Origin of the sequence: Actinoplanes sp. NPDC051494, assembly GCF_044454705.1 — a bacterium.
Lineage (GTDB): Bacteria > Actinomycetota > Actinomycetes > Mycobacteriales > Micromonosporaceae > Actinoplanes.
In genome coordinates, this window is the sequence record NZ_JBITDZ010000006.1 from 226,382 (window position 1) to 243,287 (window position 16,906).

Consider the following 16,906-nt stretch of genomic DNA (forward strand, 5'->3'; position numbering starts at 1 on the left):
GCGGCGCGTTTCCCCCCGCGTCGCCGCCGTGGTTCATCCACGACCAGGAGGGAGCCTGCCGTGCAACGCGCTGTCGTCGCGGGATTCGCGCTCGCCGTCCTGGCTTCCGGCAGCGCCTACGGCTACTGGTCCACCGCGGGCTCCGGATCCGGCTCCGCGACGACCGGTGCGCCCGTCGCGCTCACCCTGACGCAGGGCACGTCCACCGGATTTCTCTACCCCGGCGGCACCTCGGACGTCGCGCTGATGATCAACAATCCCAACACCTTCGCCGTACGGGTGAATCAGCTGGCCCTCGACACCAGCCAGGGCACCGGCGGGTTCGGTGTCGACGCCGGGCACTCCACCTGCGGGGTGGCCGCGGTGTCGTACACGACCCAGAACAACAGCGGCGGCTGGACCGTCGCCGCGAGCGGAACGTTGTCCCTTTCCCTGACCGGCGCGCTGGCAATGTCGCTCAGCGCCCCGAACGCCTGCCAAGGCGCGACATTCCGGGTATATCTGAGCACATCGTGAAACGGCGTCGCCTTCTGGTCCTCGTGCTGATCGCCGGTGCGTTGAGCATCGGCGGCGGGGTCGCCTGGGCGTACTGGACCGCACCGTCGACCCCGGGCAGCTCCGGCGCCGGCCGGGCGGCCACGGTCAACGCCGCCATCACGCCGACCACGAGCAAATACGCGGCCCAGGCGGTCGCCGTCTCCTGGCCCGCGGTCACGCTGTCCAACGGGGTCGCCGTCGACGGGTACGTGATCAAGCGTTACGACACGGCCACCCAGACCGCGCAGACCGTGCTGTCCGGGTGCACCGGCACGCTGACCACGCTGACCTGCACGGAGAGCAACGTCCCCACCGGTTCCTGGCGCTACTCCGTGCGACCGGTGCTGGGCGCCAACTGGGTCGGGCCGGAGAGCGGTCTGAGCACGTCGATCAGCACCGCCCCGGCCGTCCTCACGCTCGCGCAGACGACGTTCAAGGGCCCGTTCCCGGCGACCACCACCGGCACGGTCACCGGGTTCGGCGTTAACGAGGCATACACGTACAAGCTCGACGGGTCGACGACGCTGACCGGTTTCCCGACCGTTGTCGACGTGACCGGCAGTGCCCCGATCAGCTCGCTGAGCATCCCGTCCGCGTCCGAGGGCACGCACACCGTCAGTGTTGTCGGCGCAAACGGGTCGACCGCCAGTGTCACGATCACGATCGACACGGTGGGGCCGATCGTGTCGTCGATGCAGTCCCCGCTCGCGAACGGTGCCGGCTGGAACAACTCCACACCGGTGCAGGTCACGCTCTCGGCGATCGACGCGACCAGTAGCGTCGCCTCGATCAAATACACCACCGACGGCTCCGACCCCAGCGTCTCGGGCACCGCGCTGATCTACTCCACGCCCTTCGCGGTCGCGTCCACCACCACGGTGCGTTATTACGCGACCGACACGGTCGGCAACGCCTCCGCGATCGGCTCCCGCCCCATCAAGATCGACACGGTGGCCCCGGTGAACGCGCTCACCCTCTCGTCGGCCACCGGTGCCCTGCTCACCGGCACCACGATCTACTACCGGGGGATCGCCACCGGCACGTTCACCGTCACGAACGCGCTCACCGACGCCGCCTCGGGCCCGGCGTCCAGCAGCACCGCCGCACTCGGCGGCACGAGCACCGGCTTCACGCACACCGCGTCGACGGTCAGCACGCCCGGTGGTGGGCCGTACGTGTCGAACGCCTTCGGCTGGACCGCCGGCACGACCAGCACGCCCACCGTGACCGTGACCGGCGCGGACGTCGCGGGCAACACCACCGGCACCACGCTGAGCCTGGTCAACGACTCCACCCCGCCGACCGGCGGCACCGTGGACGCGACCGGCCTGACCGGCACCGGCACCCGGTACTCGACGTCGACCTCGATCAGCGTCGCGTTCACCAAGGGCAGCGACGCGGGCGTCGGGCTCGCGACGACCGGGTTCCTGCTGCAACGCGCGTCGGCGACCCTCAGCGCGGGCACCTGCGGCACGTACGGCAGCGCGACCACCGTGGCCACCGACCCCACGTCCCCGTACGCCGACCCGGTCACCGACCAGGCCTGCTACCGGTACCAGTACGTGGCCGCCGACCGGGTCGGCAACACGACCACCTACCTCGGCGGCGACGTCAAGGTCGACACGACCGCACCCTCCGCGCCCAGCCTGGCCGGATCGGCGCAGAGCAACACCTACCTCACCGGCACCACGCTGTACTACCGGTCGAACGCGGCGAGCGGATCGGTAACCCTGACCGCGAACGCCACCGACGCGGCGTCCGGCATCCTCAGCTATGCGTTCCCGGCCTACCCCGCCGGATGGTCCTCGACCCCCGGTGCGACCGGCGTCAACACGTACGCGTGGAGCAGCGCCCCCGCGGCCCCCGGCGCCCGGACCGTGACCGCGACCAACAACGCGTTCCTGGCCACCGGCACCTCGCTGACCGCGACCGACGACACGATCGCACCGACCGGTGCCGCACCCACGTACACCGGCAGCTACCTGAGCAGCGCGTCCGTCTCGATCACGATCCCGGCCGGCGCGGACACCCTCAGCGGCGTCAGCGCCACCCTCGGCCAGTTGCAGCGCCGGTCCGCGACGATGACCGCGGGCATCTGCGCCGCGTATCCGCCCACCTTCACGACGATCGCCACCGGCGTCACCTCGCCGTACGCGGACACGACCGTCGCCAACGGCAACTGTTACCAGTACCAGTACGTCTACTCGGACAACGTCGGCAACACCCAGGCGTACGCGAGCTCCACCACGGTCAAGGCGCCCAAGTACTACACCTGCGCCGCGGCCGTCGCCGCCGACACCCCGGAGGAGTACTACCGGCTCGCGGAAACCACCGGAACCGTCGCCGCCGACAGCTCCGGCAAGAACCGCCCCGGCACCTACACCGGCACGGTCGCGCTCGGCACCCTGGGTGCGTGCGGCACCGGGATCACGCTGACGAACGCGGCCGGTTACGTCGCCACCCCGCAGACGTTCGCCAACCCGAGCACGCTGAGCGAAGAGGTCTGGTTCAAGGCGAACGTCGCCGGCACCACCGGCCGGCTCGTCGGTTTCGGCCAGGCCTCGACCGGCGGCAGCCCCAACTACGACCGGCACGTGTGGATGAGCACCGACGGAAAAATCAACTTCGGCGTGTACGGGGTCCTGGTCGTCCTGCCGGTCTACAACATCCTGACGTCACCGTCGAGCTACAACGACGGCCAGTGGCACCACGTCGTAGCCACGATGTCGTCGACGGGCATGCAGCTCTACGTCGACGGAACCTCGGTCGGCTCCAACACTGTGAACAACGGTCAGAATTACACCGGTTACTTCCGGGTGGGCTGGGACTACAACAGCGGCTGGAACTCGCAGACCAACACCGACTACTTCCGGGGATCCCTGAGCAATGCCGCCTTCTACACCACCGCGCTGACCGCCACACAGGTAACCGACCACTTCATCGCCGGGATAGCGAGCTCGGGCGGCCTGATCACCGCCCCGGCAGCCATCGCCTCGGTGCAGAGCACCCCCCAGTCCGGCCGCCGCGCCACACCGGCACCATCGGCATCCCCGTCGGCGTCCGCCAGTGCGTCCCCGTCCTTCAGCCCGTCCCCGTCCTTCGCCCCGTCGTCCTCTTTCGCCCCGTCACCGTCCGACGGTCCGTCGCCCTCCGCGGCGCCCTCCGGCACTGCCCCGACCCAGCCCTCGGCCACCCCGGCACCCTCGTCGATGGACGCGCCTTCCGCGACACCGTCGCCGTCCGATTCCTCCCCACCGCCGACGACCCCACCGCCGTCACCCACCCCGTCCGTCGGCTGGTCAGGCAAGGGAATCTCGTACGCCGTCCCCACGCCGGCACCCGGCCCGTCACCGCCCCCGCCGCCGTCCGGCCCATCCCCCGGCCCACCTCTGGCCGGCCCGTCACGAGCCTTGGCCGGCCCGGCGCGGCCAGCAGCCCTGGATCGGCCGGCATCACCTCAGGCCGGGCCGGCGCTGGTACCTGCGGCTGGGCTGCCTGCGGCTGGGCTGCTTCCCGCCGGGCTGCCTCCGGCCGGGCCGGGGTCGGGGCCGCTGTCGCCGGCTCGGGTTCCGTTCTATGTGGCGCCGGTGGAGTGGGGGAGGAGTGCCTGGTCGCCAAGTCGGTGGGTTACCGCCGCGGGTGGGTGAGCGCCGGCTGGGTGTCCGGTTTGCACCACGGTGCGTCGTGGAGCCATTGCGTATGGTGAATCTATGGCGGACGCGTGGGGCCGGCGCCGGGCCGTTGCGCTGACCCTGGCGATCGAGCTGGCTCTCGCCGGGGCCGTTCTGGGTGCCGCGCGCGTGACGTCACCGCAGCTCGGGCCCGATTACGTTGACATTGCCGCGGTGCAGGCCGGCCCGGTGGCGGACGCTGCCCGGTCGTGGTCGTGGGATTGCGGGCGTAATGAGATCGGGCATCTCAGCACCGCCAATATCGTGGTCACGCCGCGGGACCCTGGGTCGCCGCATCATGTGCACGACTATCTGGGGAACCGTTCGGTCGAGGTCGGCAGCACCGTTGCGAGTCTGGCCGGTGGGGGCACGACCTGCGAGGGCGGGGACGAATCATCGTATTACTGGCCGGTGCTGCGGACCGGTGCGGACGAGCACGGTGGGGACGTGCGGGTCGCCGCCTCGATCACGTTCACGATGTACGGGAACCCGCGCGGCCCCGTGCTGCCGATGCCCCGGCTGCTGCGGGGCGCGGTCGGGGACGCGTACGCGGTGACGCATGGTGCCGCCCTCGCCGCCGCGGTGTGGAGCTGCGAGGGCTCGGGGAGCAAACGGACCCTGAAGTATCCGATCTGCCCCGCCGGTTCCCGGGTGCTGCGGGTGTTCGACTTCCCGAGCTGCTGGGACGGGCGGCGGGTGGACAGCCGTAACCATCGGGAGCAGTTGGTCTTCGCGGCGCCGGGCGGTGGGTGTCCGGTGGGCACGTTCGCGGTGCCGCGGCTCGAGGTGGTCGTCGCCTATGACATACCGCGGGGCACCCGGTTCCGGATCGACTCGTTCGACGATCAGCGGCACAGTCCGCGTACCGATCATGCCTTCTTCGTCAATCTTATGCCGGATGCCCTGATGCGGCGGGTGGTCGGCTGTCTGAACGAGGGGCGGGGTTGTCAGTAGCCGGGCTCCGGGGGAACGTCCGAGCCGGCACCACCGGCACCGCTGTCCGACGAGGACTCGGCCGGCGGGAGGGCCTTGGTCTTGCCGCCCTCGGGCGTGACCGCGAACCAGGTGCCCTTGACGCCCTGTCCCTTGATGTCACCGGGCTCGGCGTCCTTGGCGAAGTAGTAGACCGGCCAGCCGTTGATGGTGACCTGGCAGTGGCCGTCGGCGCGCTCGACGTACCCGAGGATCTTGGGGTCGATGCCGGTCGGGAAGATCTTGCCGGGCGACGTGATCAGCAGCGGCGGCCAGGTCTTCGCGCAGTCGCCGTTGCAGGTCGCCTTCGGCGGCTTGTTGCTGTCCTCGTCGAAGCGGTAGAGCGTGCGGCCGGCCCCGTCGGAGACGTAGGTGCCGATGTCGTCGTTCTCCTGGGTGACCAGCTCGACCGTCTTGCTGCCGGACGTGATGTTCCTCGGCGGGGTGACGTCCTTCGCCGAGGCGCCGCTGTAGATCTTGACCCACTTCTGGATCTTGGCGACGGTCGGTTCGGGCACCGGCGTGGACTCCGGGTCGGGGGTCTCGACCGCCGCCACCGCGAGCTTCTGCACCGGCGGCTCGGGCGGCACGTCCACGCTCTGCGCCGGGGCCGGCGCGGTCGTGGTGGCCGGTGCGGCGGCGAGGTCCGTGGCCGGGGTGGTGCCGGGCTGGGCGCAGGCGGCGAGGCTGAGAAGCCCGGCCACCGCGAGCGAGACAGGTGCGACGGCTGTGCGCTTCATGATTCCCCCTACTACGACAGGTACGACAAGATGGTTGGCGACGAACTACGACCTGCACACGCATCGGGGGGTGGAACCGGTTCAGACGACATTGCGCTGAACCGCGCCGACCGGGGATACGTGTGAGGGGAGTCAGACCGAAAGCAACGGGGGTCGAGGATGGCCGGGCCGCAGGTCCCGCCCGGTCAGCCTCGGCGGAAGTGAAACCACCATCGCCGCCGTCAGCGGGGGGAGAACATGCCGGGGTTGAGGCTCCAACGTCGCCAGGAGGTGGCCGATGAGGCACTGGTCAGATCGCTGTTCGCGGAACACGGGCGGGCAATGCTCGCGTATGCGACTCAGCTGACCAGGGACCGCGCCGCCGCCGAGGACGTCGTCCAAGAGGCCCTGGTGCGCGCTTGGCGGCATCCGGAAAGCCTTGTCAACGGCAAAGGTTCGGTACGCGGCTGGTTGCTCACCGTGATCCGAAATATCGTCACCGACCAGATCCGGGCCCGCAACGCGCGAGCCACCGAGGTGCGCGAGAGCCCGGTCGACGTGCCGTCCGACGAGGACCACGCCGAACAGGTCGTCAACGCCATGGTGGTGGTCGACGCGCTGAGCCGGCTCTCCAGCGAGCACCGTGCGGTCCTGGAACAGCTCTACCTGCAGGGTCACACGGTCACGGAGGCGGCCAAGGTGCTGGGTGTGCCACCCGGGACAGTGAAGTCGCGATCCTTCTACGCCCTTCGGGCCCTGCGCGAACTCAAGCAGCTGAGCCCCGCCGGAACGGAACGGTCTGCCTCATGAACGAGACGAATCACGTGGACCTCGCCGGCTACCTCACGAAGTCGCTGGACGCTGAGCAGAACCGGGCGATCGAGGAGCACATTGCCGGCTGCGACGAATGCCGCGCCGAGGTGGAATCCCTGCAGGAGTGGACCATGGCCCTCGAAGCCGTCCCGGAGGCGATGCTGCTCGACGGCCCTCCCGACGACGCCGACCTGCTGTTGCAGCGCACGCTGCGGCAGATCCGGACCGAGGATGCCGGCCGGCGGCGACGGAGCACCGCGCTCGTGGGTGCAGCCGCGGCGGTGATCGTGGCCGCCGCCGTGGTGGGCGGAGGCGCTATCGGGCGCGCCACGACAGATGACAAGGTGGTCGCGCAGCCGTCGGCGTCGGCGGTGGCCACGGTCGCACCCGGGACCAGGTCGGCCACCTCGGTCGATGCGTCGACCGGGGCGCGGATCACGGTCGCGGTGTCACCCGCGCCGGGTTGGGTGCGGGTCAAGGCCGCGGTGTCCGGCATCCCGCAGGGGGAGCGATGCCTGCTCCAGGTCGTGGACAAGGCCGGGCGGGTGACGCTGGCGGGGAGCTGGGTCGTTTCCGAGGCTGGAGCCGGGGAGGGGACCACTCTGGACGGCAGTGCTCTTGTCCCGCCGGACCAGGTCGCCTCGGTCCGGGTCGTCACCGAGGGCGGCAAGCAATACACCAGCGTGGCTCTGTGAGTCGAGGGCGGCCCTCCCCGCAGGGTCGCCCTACTTCCAGGGGGCGTGAATGATCTTGTCGATGTCGATGCGGAGGATCACGCGGACCTGGTCCCGGCCGCCGAACCAGGGGTACGGGCCGCCGATGTACTTCTGGGCCAGCTCCTCGATGAGGTCGGCGCCACCCTCCGGTGTCACCTCGACGACGTGGCCCTTGATCGAGTAGTAGTCGGACGCGTCCGCGGGGTCGGTGACGATCACCGAGACCCGGGGGTCGCGTTCGATGTTGCGGACCTTGCGGAAGCCCTCGACGGTGTTGATCAGGATGTGCTCGCCGTCGGTGCCGACCCAGGTCTCGGTCAGCTGGGGGGAGCCGTCCGGGTCGACGGTGGCGATGAAGCAGGGGCTCGGCTTGTGCAGGAGCTCGAGCAGGCCCTCGGGGATGGTTGTCATGGGGCAAAAGTAGGCCGTGTGGGGCGGTTCTGCCTGGGTATCCGGCCTGTCATGAGAGCTCTGGTGATCAATTGCACGCTCAAGCCGTCGCCCGCGCCGTCGAACACCGAGGCGCTCGCCCGGGTGGTCGCGGAGGCGATGGAGAAGGACGGCGTCACGGTCGACTGGGTCCGCGCGGTGGACCTGAACGTGAAGCCCGGCGTCGAGACCGACATGGGTGCGGGTGACGACTGGCCCGCGGTGCACGAGAAGCTGCTGGCCAGCGAGATCCTGGTCATCGCCAGCCCGACCTGGGTGGGCCGGCCGTCGTCGGTGGCTCAGCGGGTCATCGAGCGGATGGACGCGATGATCTCGGAGACCGACGGCGAGGGGCGGCCGGTGGCCTACAACCGGGTCGCCGGGGTGGTCAACACCGGCAACGAGGACGGTGCCCACCACGTCATCGGCGAGATCGCCGGGGCGCTCGGGGACATCGGTTACACGATTCCCGGGCAGGCGTGGACGTACTGGCACCTGGGTCCGGGAGCCGGCCCCGACTACCTCGACGAGCAGCGTGGCCACGACTGGGCGGACAAGACCGGCCGGGCGATGGCGGCGAACCTGGTGTCGGTCGCCCGGGCATTGGCTGCCACCCCGATGGGCGCACCCCCGGAGTAGCAGCCCGCGTGCAGCTCAGGACGTGGGGAGGCCGGCGGACTGCCAGGCGGCGAAACCGCCCGCCAGGTCGGTGGCGCGGAGCAGGCCCAGGTCCTGCAGGGCGGCCGCGGCCAGACTGCTGGTGTAGCCCTCCTGGCAGGTCACGATCACGTCGAGGTCGTAGTGGGTGAAGGAGAGCCGGGCGTCGCTGCGGGGGTCGAGCCGCCATTCGAGGACGTTGCGCTCGATGATCAGGGCGCCGGGGATCTCGCCGTGCGCGGCACGCTGGGCGGCCGGGCGGATGTCCACCAGGACGGCTCCGCGGCGCATCGCGTCCTGGGTCTGGAGCGGGCTGAGCCGGGTAAGGCGGGCTCGGGAAGCTGTCAGCATGTCGTCGATTCCCTGAGAGCCGGCCGGGGGTTGCAGGACGGGAGCGCTCACCACCGCGCTCACCACTGGGCCCCGGCCCGCTCGATGGCGACCACGTCGAGGCCGGAAGCGCCGATGCGGTACCTGGTCATGGTGGTCAGCGCCGGGCCGTACGCGTGGATGCTGATCGCGGGCTGGTTGGAGCGGTTGGTCATCCGGTGGATGTGCCGGGTGCCGAAACGGCGGCCGGCGCCCTCACCGAGCTCGCGGGCGGTGATCCGGGGCGCGCGGTCGGGCGAGACCGCGATGGTGTCCTCGGTGAGGGAGCCGGAGAGCACGTGGAACGCGCCGGCCGAGCCGCCGTGATCGTGCAGGTCGGTGCCCTGGCCGGGGAGCCACGTCAGGAGCCAGACCTCGTAGTCGCTGGTCTCGGCGAGCCGGTGGTACCACCGCTCGGACGCGTTGAACCGGGGTGCCACGGGCCACGAGGTCGGGTCGGCGGCCCACTGCTGGGCGATGGCGAGGTGGTCGAGGCGGACGTCGACGGTGGTCACGGGAGCTCCTCTGTAAGCCTATATTGCCTACCGATCATATAGGGTTAGCGTAAACGAGAGGTCAACTTCTCCCAACCCGCGGAATCAATTGTTCGCCCGGCGGGTACCCGAAAGAACCTCGCGCGGTTTTGCTTCTTTCAGAAAACACTCCTCATCAGTACCTCTATGCGATCGGATCGACACTCAACGTCGACCACAATGGGCATTCCGTCACCGGATCGGCCCGCGTGCTCAGCCGTTCAGGTCGAAAGGGTGCTCGAGCGCAGCCAAGCGCATCCAGAGCGTTATATGGTCGGCGACGCCTGGAGGCCCCCCCGGTCATCCGCCTCCGGCCACCCGCGATCATCACCCCCGATCAACGAGGACGGACACGTGTCGAAATCGCGCCGCGGCCTGCTAGCCGCAGGCCTGGCCGCCGCTGTTGTCGGCGCCACCGGGGTTGTATGGACCCTCAACGCGAGTGCCGCGGAGACTCCAGCCGTGGAGACTCCCGCCGCGGAAGCCGCTGCTACTGACGCCGTGGAACCCGATGCGGCCGCTCTGGCCGTACCCCCGAAACTGCTGCCCTGGGGTGAGCGGCCCACCACGCTCAAGCGGGCCCGGGCCGGTGCCGACAGCGAGGCCGTCGCGGCCGCCGGAGCGGACGCCGCGCCCGCCGACACCAGCGGCTCCCTGCTCCCGGTCCCGGAATACGGACCGAAGGGGACCACCGCCGACACGGTGCCGCCGACCCCGCCGACCGCGGGTAGAGCCGCCTCCGACGTCGTCTTCCACTACGCGGTCGGATCGCAGACCGGGGCGACCGACGGCTCCTGGGCCAACCTGAGTATCGCCACACCGGAACTCGACACCGACGATTACCACACGCTGACCGAGATCGCGGTGCGGTCCGCCGACGAGCAGCAGACCGTCGAGGTCGGGTGGAACGTCGACCGCACGGTCAACGGCGACGCCGACCCGCACCTGTTCGTCTTCTACTGGAAGGACGGCGTGCCCACCTGCTACAACGCCTGCGGCTTCCAGCAGTACAGCAGCACGGTCAAGCCCGGCGACACGCTGCCGACCGGCGAGGCGAAGCGGTTCGGCGTCCAGCACTCGGCCGGCAACTGGTGGATCGCGTACGACTCCGAGTGGGTCGGCTACTTCCCCGACCGGCTCTGGGACGGCCGGTACACCCGGGCCGGCTTCACCCAGTGGTTCGGCGAGGTCGCGGCGTCGAGCGCGGCCCCCTGCACCGACATGGGCAACGGGCAGCCGGCCAGCAGTGGCACCGCGGCCCGGGTCGGCAGCATCTCGATGACCGAGGGCCCGGAGCCCATCGCCGCCGTGGAGACGATCCCCAGGAACAGCCCGTACTACAGCGTCGACCGGCGCAGCGACCGTACGTTCCGCTTCGGTGGGGCCGGCGCCTGCTGATCGCGAGCGGATGATGGCGCCCGGTCCTCCTGGAGGGGGCCGGGCGTTCTGCTGAACCACCGGGGTGCCTGTGGGGTACACACCGCTGCGACGAACCGACGGGAGGTGGCGGGTGAACTCCGACGAAGAGTTGATGACCGCGCTCTACACCGAGCACTACGGCATCCTGCTCAGCTTCATCTCGCGGTACGTACGCGACCGCCACCGGGCCGAGGACCTGGTCCAGGAGACCCTGCTGCGGGCCTGGCGGCACATCGACCACCTCGATCCGGAACCCGGGCGCACCCGTTCCTACCTGCTCACCATCGCCCGCAACGTGGTCACCAACGCGTGGCGCGCCGAGCAGCGCCGGCCCCGGCTGGTCACCGACGACGCCGCGGTCGAGTCGGCGCCCTCGGCCGACAACGTCGATCAGCTGGTGGAGGGCTGGCTCGTCGCGGAGGCGCTGGAGCGGCTCTCCGACGACCACCGGGCGGTGGTCCGGTCCATGTACTACGAGGGGCAGACCGTCGCCGACACGGCCCGGAACCTCTCGGTGCCCGAGGGCACGGTCAAGTCCCGGGCGTTCTACGCGGTGCGGGCGCTGCGGCAGGTCTTCGAGGAGATGGGGGTGCTGCGATGAGTGCCGACCACGACGAGCTGCGCCGTCTGCTCGGCGGATACCTGCTCGGTGGCCTCGACGAGAGCGACACCGACCGCCTCGACGCCCACCTGGTGACCTGTGACGAGTGCCGGGCCACGCTCGACCGGCTGGGTCCGGTGCCCGAGCTGCTGCGCGCCCTGCCCCAGACACCGGTGGCCGATCTGCCGCAGGCGCCGGTGGTCACGGTCGCGCCCGGCGCCCGGCCCAGCGCGGACCGGATCGCCGGCCTGCTCAGCCGGATGCGCGCCGAGCGGGCCCGGGACCGCCGCCGGTCCACCGTCCGGCGGCTCGCCGTCGCCGCGGCGGTGCTGCTGGTCGCGGCGATCACCGGTGCTCTGGTGATCTCCCGCGACGACGATCGGCCGCCGGTGCCCCAGGCCGCGGCGAGCCCTGCCGCGTCCCAGCCGCAGCGGACCGTGCTGTTCGAGGCGGCGGCCGGCAGCGGGCTCACCGGTCAGGCCGTGCTGACCGGGAAGACGTGGGGCGTCTCGGTCGACCTGGTGGTGCAGAAGCTCGCCGGCCAGGGGCCGTTCGTGTGCCAGGTCCGCAACGGCGACGGCCGCGTCGAGCAGGCCGCGATGTGGGGCCCGACGCCGACCGGGAACGCCCGGGTCACCGGGGCCAGTTCGATCCAGCTGGGCAACGTACGCATCGTGTCGGTCACCGACTCGGCCGGCCACCTGCTCGGCACGGCGCATCTCGACTGATCGGGAACCCCGGGAACGGCTGCGGCGTGTATCGGGTATGACAGTTCCTGCGATCGTGCTCGAAGCCGGCCCGGTGGTCACCGAGCCGGAGAGCTTCGAGGCGTTCTACCGGGCCAACGTCGACCGGGTCTACCGCGCGCTGGCGGTGACGTTGCGCCACGACGCGCTCGCCCGCGAGGCCGTCGACGAGGCCATGGCCCGGGCGTACGCGAAGTGGGGCACGGTCAGCACGTTGGAGAACCCGGCCGGCTGGGTGTTCCGGGTCGGGCTCAACTGGGCGACGTCCTGGTGGCGCAAGGTACGCCGGGAACAGCCGCCGGCCGAGGTGGAGACGCCCACGCCGGCCGGGTCCGCGGACAGCACGGTGCTGGCCCGGCACGCGCTGGCCACGTTGCCGCTGCCGCAGCGGGCGGTGGTGACCTGCCGGATCCTGCTCGACCTGTCGACGGCGGAGACCGCGGCGGTGCTCGGGCTCACCGAGGGAACTGTGAAGAGCCGGCTCTCCCGGGGCCTGTCCGCCCTGCGGTCCGCCCTGACGGAGAAGGAATGACCATGGACCAGATGCCGGACGAGGCACAGACCGCGGTCCGTACGGTCGCCCGGGCCACCACCGGCTACGAGGGCACGATCGAGGACGTCTATCGCCGGCACCGCCGCCGGAGCCGTCGCCACGCGGTGGTCTCGGGTCTGAGCGCGGTCGTCGTGCTGCTCGGTATCGGGGTGGCCGTGCGGCAGATCGCCGAGCCGCGGCGCGTGAGCGGGCCGGCCGCCGCCCCGGCCACGTCGATCGCGCCGCCGGCCCAGCGCCTGCTGCTGCCGATGGTGACCGGGACCTACCTCGTGCCGGACGACACGACGGTGGAGCTCGACGGCAACGCGGTGGCGGAGCTGACGCCCACCGGGCACCTGGTCAAGCACGCGTTCGTGGGCCGGGAGAAGTGGCGGAGCGTCGTCGGGCTGCCGTCCGGTGGGCTCGTCGCGGCCGGGCGCACCGAGCTGACGGTCGTGGGCGCGGACGGCACGACGGTGGTGAGGCGGAAGACCGGCGGCGGCGACCTGATCGGGGCTGACGACGAGAACGCGTACCTCTGGCGTCAGGGTGTGTTGCGCGAGCACCGGCTCGCCGACGGCGGTCAGCGTGATCTGGTGTCGTATCCGGAGCCGGCGGCGGTGGATCTCGCGGGTGACCGGCTCGCCCTGGTCGACCGGGTGAATCCGTGTCAGACGCGGGTGTTGTCCCTGGCCGATGGCAGGACCGTGGGCGGCTCGGCGCTGCCGCTGGACGGGTGCACCCGGATCACGGCGGTGCGGCTCTCGCCGGACGGGCTGAAGCTGGCCGTCGCCTATGAGACGCGCGGCTCACGCCGGCTGCTCGTGGAACAGGTGGCGACCGGCATGCCGCTGGTGAGCCCGTACCGGACCGGGACGAACGAGGACAGGTCGGTGCTCGCCTGGCAGGACGACGCCACGGTGACGGCGGTCGACGTGCCGGAGGGCCAGGAGAACCAGCAGCTGAGGCCGTTGACGATCAGGGTGCGGTCATGAGGCGCCGGTGCCGTACAGCTTCTCGCGCTGGGCCTGGGGCAGCGAGCAGGCCGCGGTGCCGCCCGGCAGCAGGTGCCGGTGGTCGGCGACCCAGTGGTAGGCCGGCCAGGTCACCCAGCCGACCGGCTTGAGCTGCAGCAACCGGCCCGGCACCGCCCACATCCGGCCCGCGTCGCGCAGCAGCAGCGCGATCGCGTCGGGGCCGGAGGAGACCGTGCCGTCCTCGCCGACCCACTGGACGGCGCTCTCGACCTGATCGAGGGTCAGGCCGAGAGCGTCCAGGTCGGCGAACTGCCACGGGATCACGGTCGCGCGCGACGGGATGCGACGCTCGACGAACTCCGCACACATGGTGCAGAAGGAGCAGTCACCGTCGTACACGAACGTGTTGGTCATGGTTCTATCTTGCCTCAGCCCAGCGGGGGCGCGTTGTTCCAGGTGGCATCGGCGGGGAAGCTGCCCGGGTTGTCCCAGGTGTTGCCCCCGCCGCTGGTGGCGATGTACACCGCCTCGGCGTAGTGCCGCCAGAAGTAGCCGGGGTAGTTGAACGACTCCAGGGACACGTTCCCGCTGCCGCCGTTCAGGGCCGGTTGCGCGCAGAACGTCGCGTCCTGCTGGAACGTGGTGGTGCCGTCGTTGGCCGCGTTCTGCAGCCGGTAGTTGGCGTGCCGCAGGAACTGACCGGGGAAGTTCGCCGACTCGAACGAGTAGCAGCCCGGGTCGGCGAATCCGGTCCGGACCGTGTACGTCGCGTCCGCCCGGTCCGTCGCCGAGCCGGCCGCGTTGATGACGTCGGTGCGGGCCAGCGCGTCGCGGTGCCGCAGGTACCGGGTGTCGTAGCCGGCGGTGGTGACCCGGAACGACCGCTTCTGCCCGACGGCCAGATCGGCGCCGCTCTTCCACAGCGCGGGCGAGACGGCCCAGGTGGCGTCGTTGGTGAACGATCCGCCGGTGTCGGCGTCCATCCAGACCTCGCTGTTGCGGTGCCGCAGGTAGTAGCCAGCCATGTTGTACGCCTCGAGCGACGTCCCGCCACCGCTGAGTCCCGGCCGGGCGCAGAACGTGGCGTCGGCGTTGAACGTGGCCCCGTCACTGGCCTCCTTGTAGACCCGGTACGCCCGGTGCCGCAGGTACTGCCCCGGGAAGTTACGGGACTCGAACGAGTAGCAGGACGTGCTTGCGAGCCCCGGTCGCACCCAGTAGGACGCGTCCTGGCGGTCACCGGTGGTGGCGATCGTGGAGGTGACCGCGGCGCCGTTCGCGTGGCGCAGGTAGCGGTCCGTGTATCCGGGAGTGGTGACGCGCAGCGAGGCGAGCTTGTTCAGCGACAGCGTGGTGCCGTTGGCCGCGCCGAGCACCCGCAGGTTGACCTCACGGACCCGGGCGAAGTCCATCTTCTGGACCTGCCGGTCGTACGTGTAGAAGCCGTTGAGCTCTTCCTCCACATCGGTCGGCTCGGTGTAGACGGACCCGGACAGCCCGTTGCCGTTGACCAGGTCGATCAGCTTGCTGGTGATCTGGACGTAACGGGTGGTCAGCGACGCCGGGTCGGGCAGCCACTCGTAGGCGAACTTGCCCGTGGTCGGCCACTCGTGACCGGGGACGCGCAGGCCGAGGCCGCCGTATTCGCCGTTGACCGCGATCCGGGTCGCCGTCGGGGCGCGGGTGATGCCCGGGCCGACGTACATGTGGTCGTCGATCACGTCGCCGTTGCCCGGGTCCGGGTCGGAGTCGCAGCAGTTGGAGCCCGAGTTGTGGTTGACCAGGCGGGTCGGGTCGTAACCCTTGACCACGTCGGCGATGCGGCCGGCGTCGTATTCTCCCCAGCCCTCGTTGAACGGCACCCACTGCACGATCGACGTGATGCCCTTGTGCTCGTCGATCAGCTCCTTGAGCTCCTTCTCGAACCTGGTGCGCCCGATCGCCGACGGCTCCCTGCCGCTGGCCAGCGCCGGCATGTCCTGCCAGACCATCAGCCCGAGCCGGTCCGCGTGATAAAACCAGCGGTCGCTCTCGACCTTGATGTGCTTGCGGACCATGTTGAAGCCGAGCGCCTTCTGTTGCTCCAGGTCGAAGCGCAGCGCGGCGTCGGTCGGCGCGGTCGAGATGCCGTCGGGCCAGTAGCCCTGGTCGAGCGTGCCGAGCTGGAAGACGAACTTGCCGTTCAGGGTCGGGCGCAGCACCCCGCCGAGCATCGCTTTGCCGAGCGAGCGCATGCCGAAGTAACCGCCGACGGTGTCGCTGCCGGACGTGACCCGCAGGTCGTAGAGGAACGGGTCGTCCGGCGACCAGAGACGCGCATTGGGTACGGAAACCCGCAGGCTGGTGCCGATCGTGCCGGTGGCCGTGCCGACCACGGTGCCGCCGCTGAGCACCTGGGCGGTCACCGCCGTGCCGGCCTGGGTGCCCTGGACCACCAGATCGAGCCCGCCGGCCGCGACGTTCGGGGTGGTGTCGAGCCGGGTGATCCGGGCCGCCGGGGTCGGTTCGAGCCAGACGGTCTGCCAGATCCCGGAGTACGGCGTGTACATGATGCCGCCGCGGTTGATCCGCTGCTTGCCGACCGGGATGTCCTGGCTCTCGGTGGGGTCCCAGACGCCGACGATGACCTCGTTGGAGCCGGCCCGTAGCGCGCCGGTGACGTCGTACGAGAACTTGTCGTAGCCGCCCTCGTGCGTGCCGAGCAGCGTGCCGTTCACCCAGACCTTCGACTGCCAGTCCACCGCACCGAAGTTGAGCTGCACGTTCCTGCCGGACCAGCCGGCCGGGACGGTGAACGTCCGGCGGTAGTACGAGTAGTCCTGGCGGCGCATGATGCCGCTGAGAGCGCTCTCAATCGGGTACGGAACAAGGATCTCCTCACCCAGCGTGCTGCCCACCGGTGGGGTGTTGAGGTTCGTGGCGCCCGCGAACTGCCAGATGCCGTTGAGGCTCTGCCAGTCCGGCCGGGTCAGCTGCGGGCGGGGATATTCGGGCAGCGGGTTGGTCGTGGACACCTGTGCGGTCCACGGTGTGGTGAGCGGAGGCGTCTTGGGGGCGAACGCGGTAGCCGGCGCGGTGGTGGCGATGAGCGTGCCGGCCGTGGCGGTCAGGGCGGCCACGGCCAGAGCGAGCAGGCGTGGCGTTCGTCGGTGTCCGATCACGGTGCCTCTCCTTCGGGTCAGAAGTGCGAGGGGGGATTCACCAGTTCGAACACA

At 70.6% G+C, this 16,906-nt stretch carries 17 protein-coding genes; 11 read left to right on the forward strand and 6 right to left on the reverse strand.

Annotated elements, in window-relative coordinates:
• Window positions 1-60: 60 nt before the first annotated feature.
• The 3 genes from ACIA6A_RS22635 (at window position 61) to ACIA6A_RS22645 (ending at window position 5,162) form a co-directional block, all read left to right on the forward strand.
• Window positions 61-516: a hypothetical protein gene (locus ACIA6A_RS22635; protein WP_396099773.1), complete on the forward strand. Its 456-nt coding sequence runs from the start codon at window positions 61-63 to the stop codon at window positions 514-516.
• Window positions 513-4,184 (forward strand): LamG-like jellyroll fold domain-containing protein, encoded by a 3,672-nt coding sequence (locus ACIA6A_RS22640; RefSeq protein ID WP_396099775.1) that lies wholly within the window; start codon window positions 513-515, stop codon window positions 4,182-4,184. The genes ACIA6A_RS22635 and ACIA6A_RS22640 overlap by 4 nt, the downstream gene beginning before the upstream one ends.
• Before the next feature lie 63 nt (window positions 4,185-4,247).
• Window positions 4,248-5,162 (forward strand): DUF1996 domain-containing protein, encoded by a 915-nt coding sequence (locus ACIA6A_RS22645; RefSeq protein WP_396099776.1) that lies wholly within the window; start codon window positions 4,248-4,250, stop codon window positions 5,160-5,162.
• On the opposite strand, the gene ACIA6A_RS22650 is transcribed toward ACIA6A_RS22645, so the two are convergent.
• Entirely contained in the window at window positions 5,156-5,920 is a 765-nt protein-coding gene (locus ACIA6A_RS22650) for a hypothetical protein (RefSeq protein ID WP_396099778.1), read from the reverse strand. The genes ACIA6A_RS22645 and ACIA6A_RS22650 overlap by 7 nt on opposite strands.
• 237 nt (window positions 5,921-6,157) lie before the next feature.
• Between ACIA6A_RS22650 and ACIA6A_RS22655 the strand changes: the two genes are divergently transcribed.
• A complete protein-coding gene (locus ACIA6A_RS22655; RefSeq protein WP_396099780.1) occupies window positions 6,158-6,709 on the forward strand; it encodes a sigma-70 family RNA polymerase sigma factor in 552 nt (183 codons plus the stop codon).
• Window positions 6,706-7,407 carry an anti-sigma factor family protein gene (locus ACIA6A_RS22660; RefSeq protein WP_396099781.1) on the forward strand — a complete coding sequence of 234 codons (702 nt, stop codon included), beginning with the start codon at window positions 6,706-6,708 and terminating at the stop codon, window positions 7,405-7,407. The genes ACIA6A_RS22655 and ACIA6A_RS22660 overlap by 4 nt, the downstream gene beginning before the upstream one ends.
• A gap of 30 nt (window positions 7,408-7,437) precedes the next feature.
• Here ACIA6A_RS22660 and ACIA6A_RS22665 read toward each other — a convergent pair whose 3' ends face one another.
• Window positions 7,438-7,839: a PPOX class F420-dependent oxidoreductase gene (locus ACIA6A_RS22665; protein ID WP_396099783.1), complete on the reverse strand. Its 402-nt coding sequence runs from the start codon at window positions 7,837-7,839 to the stop codon at window positions 7,438-7,440.
• A gap of 51 nt (window positions 7,840-7,890) precedes the next feature.
• Here ACIA6A_RS22665 and ACIA6A_RS22670 point away from each other — a divergent pair, with 51 nt between their 5' ends.
• Entirely contained in the window at window positions 7,891-8,496 is a 606-nt protein-coding gene (locus ACIA6A_RS22670; RefSeq protein WP_396099785.1) for a flavodoxin family protein, read from the forward strand.
• Between the two features lie 15 nt (window positions 8,497-8,511).
• Here the strand turns inward: ACIA6A_RS22670 and ACIA6A_RS22675 are convergent, their stop codons facing one another.
• Window positions 8,512-8,865 carry a rhodanese-like domain-containing protein gene (locus tag ACIA6A_RS22675; RefSeq protein ID WP_396099786.1) on the reverse strand — a complete coding sequence of 118 codons (354 nt, stop codon included), beginning with the start codon at window positions 8,863-8,865 and terminating at the stop codon, window positions 8,512-8,514.
• Between the two features lie 59 nt (window positions 8,866-8,924).
• The gene (locus tag ACIA6A_RS22680; RefSeq protein ID WP_396099787.1) at window positions 8,925-9,398 is read right to left on the reverse strand and encodes a cysteine dioxygenase; all 474 of its coding nucleotides are present in this window, start codon (window positions 9,396-9,398) and stop codon (window positions 8,925-8,927) included.
• A 372-nt stretch (window positions 9,399-9,770) separates the two neighbouring features.
• On the opposite strand from ACIA6A_RS22680, the gene ACIA6A_RS22685 reads away from it, so the two are divergent.
• From ACIA6A_RS22685 to ACIA6A_RS22705, 5 genes are all read left to right on the forward strand, one after another.
• On the forward strand, window positions 9,771-10,814 hold the full coding sequence (locus ACIA6A_RS22685; protein ID WP_396099789.1) for a neprosin family prolyl endopeptidase: 1,044 nt from the start codon (window positions 9,771-9,773) through the stop codon (window positions 10,812-10,814).
• A gap of 112 nt (window positions 10,815-10,926) precedes the next feature.
• Entirely contained in the window at window positions 10,927-11,436 is a 510-nt protein-coding gene (locus ACIA6A_RS22690) for a sigma-70 family RNA polymerase sigma factor (RefSeq protein ID WP_396099790.1), read from the forward strand.
• Window positions 11,433-12,164: a zf-HC2 domain-containing protein gene (locus ACIA6A_RS22695; RefSeq protein ID WP_396099791.1), complete on the forward strand. Its 732-nt coding sequence runs from the start codon at window positions 11,433-11,435 to the stop codon at window positions 12,162-12,164. The genes ACIA6A_RS22690 and ACIA6A_RS22695 overlap by 4 nt, the downstream gene beginning before the upstream one ends.
• Before the next feature lie 37 nt (window positions 12,165-12,201).
• Complete coding sequence (locus tag ACIA6A_RS22700; protein ID WP_396099792.1) at window positions 12,202-12,714, forward strand: RNA polymerase sigma factor; 513 nt, start codon at window positions 12,202-12,204, stop codon at window positions 12,712-12,714.
• Between the two features lie 2 nt (window positions 12,715-12,716).
• The gene (locus ACIA6A_RS22705) at window positions 12,717-13,709 is read left to right on the forward strand and encodes a hypothetical protein (RefSeq protein WP_396099793.1); all 993 of its coding nucleotides are present in this window, start codon (window positions 12,717-12,719) and stop codon (window positions 13,707-13,709) included.
• Here the strand turns inward: ACIA6A_RS22705 and ACIA6A_RS22710 are convergent.
• Together ACIA6A_RS22710 and ACIA6A_RS22715 are read right to left on the reverse strand one after the other, a co-directional pair.
• Complete coding sequence (locus ACIA6A_RS22710) at window positions 13,704-14,105, reverse strand: thiol-disulfide oxidoreductase DCC family protein (RefSeq protein ID WP_396099794.1); 402 nt, start codon at window positions 14,103-14,105, stop codon at window positions 13,704-13,706. The genes ACIA6A_RS22705 and ACIA6A_RS22710 overlap by 6 nt on opposite strands.
• A 14-nt stretch (window positions 14,106-14,119) precedes the next feature.
• On the reverse strand, window positions 14,120-16,852 hold the full coding sequence (locus ACIA6A_RS22715; RefSeq protein WP_396099796.1) for an AbfB domain-containing protein: 2,733 nt from the start codon (window positions 16,850-16,852) through the stop codon (window positions 14,120-14,122).
• Window positions 16,853-16,906: the final 54 nt, after the last annotated feature.

Coding starts and splice junctions, on each gene's coding strand:
- ACIA6A_RS22645 (WP_396099776.1), top strand. CDS start 4,248: ATGGCGGACGCGTGGGGCCGGCGCCGGGCCGTTGCGCTGACCCTGGCG.
- ACIA6A_RS22650 (WP_396099778.1), bottom strand. CDS start 5,920: ATGAAGCGCACAGCCGTCGCACCTGTCTCGCTCGCGGTGGCCGGGCTT.
- ACIA6A_RS22655 (WP_396099780.1), top strand. CDS start 6,158: ATGCCGGGGTTGAGGCTCCAACGTCGCCAGGAGGTGGCCGATGAGGCA.
- ACIA6A_RS22660 (WP_396099781.1), top strand. CDS start 6,706: ATGAACGAGACGAATCACGTGGACCTCGCCGGCTACCTCACGAAGTCG.
- ACIA6A_RS22665 (WP_396099783.1), bottom strand. CDS start 7,839: ATGACAACCATCCCCGAGGGCCTGCTCGAGCTCCTGCACAAGCCGAGC.
- ACIA6A_RS22670 (WP_396099785.1), top strand. CDS start 7,891: ATGAGAGCTCTGGTGATCAATTGCACGCTCAAGCCGTCGCCCGCGCCG.
- ACIA6A_RS22675 (WP_396099786.1), bottom strand. CDS start 8,865: ATGCTGACAGCTTCCCGAGCCCGCCTTACCCGGCTCAGCCCGCTCCAG.
- ACIA6A_RS22695 (WP_396099791.1), top strand. CDS start 11,433: ATGAGTGCCGACCACGACGAGCTGCGCCGTCTGCTCGGCGGATACCTG.
- ACIA6A_RS22700 (WP_396099792.1), top strand. CDS start 12,202: ATGACAGTTCCTGCGATCGTGCTCGAAGCCGGCCCGGTGGTCACCGAG.
- ACIA6A_RS22705 (WP_396099793.1), top strand. CDS start 12,717: ATGGACCAGATGCCGGACGAGGCACAGACCGCGGTCCGTACGGTCGCC.
- ACIA6A_RS22710 (WP_396099794.1), bottom strand. CDS start 14,105: ATGACCAACACGTTCGTGTACGACGGTGACTGCTCCTTCTGCACCATG.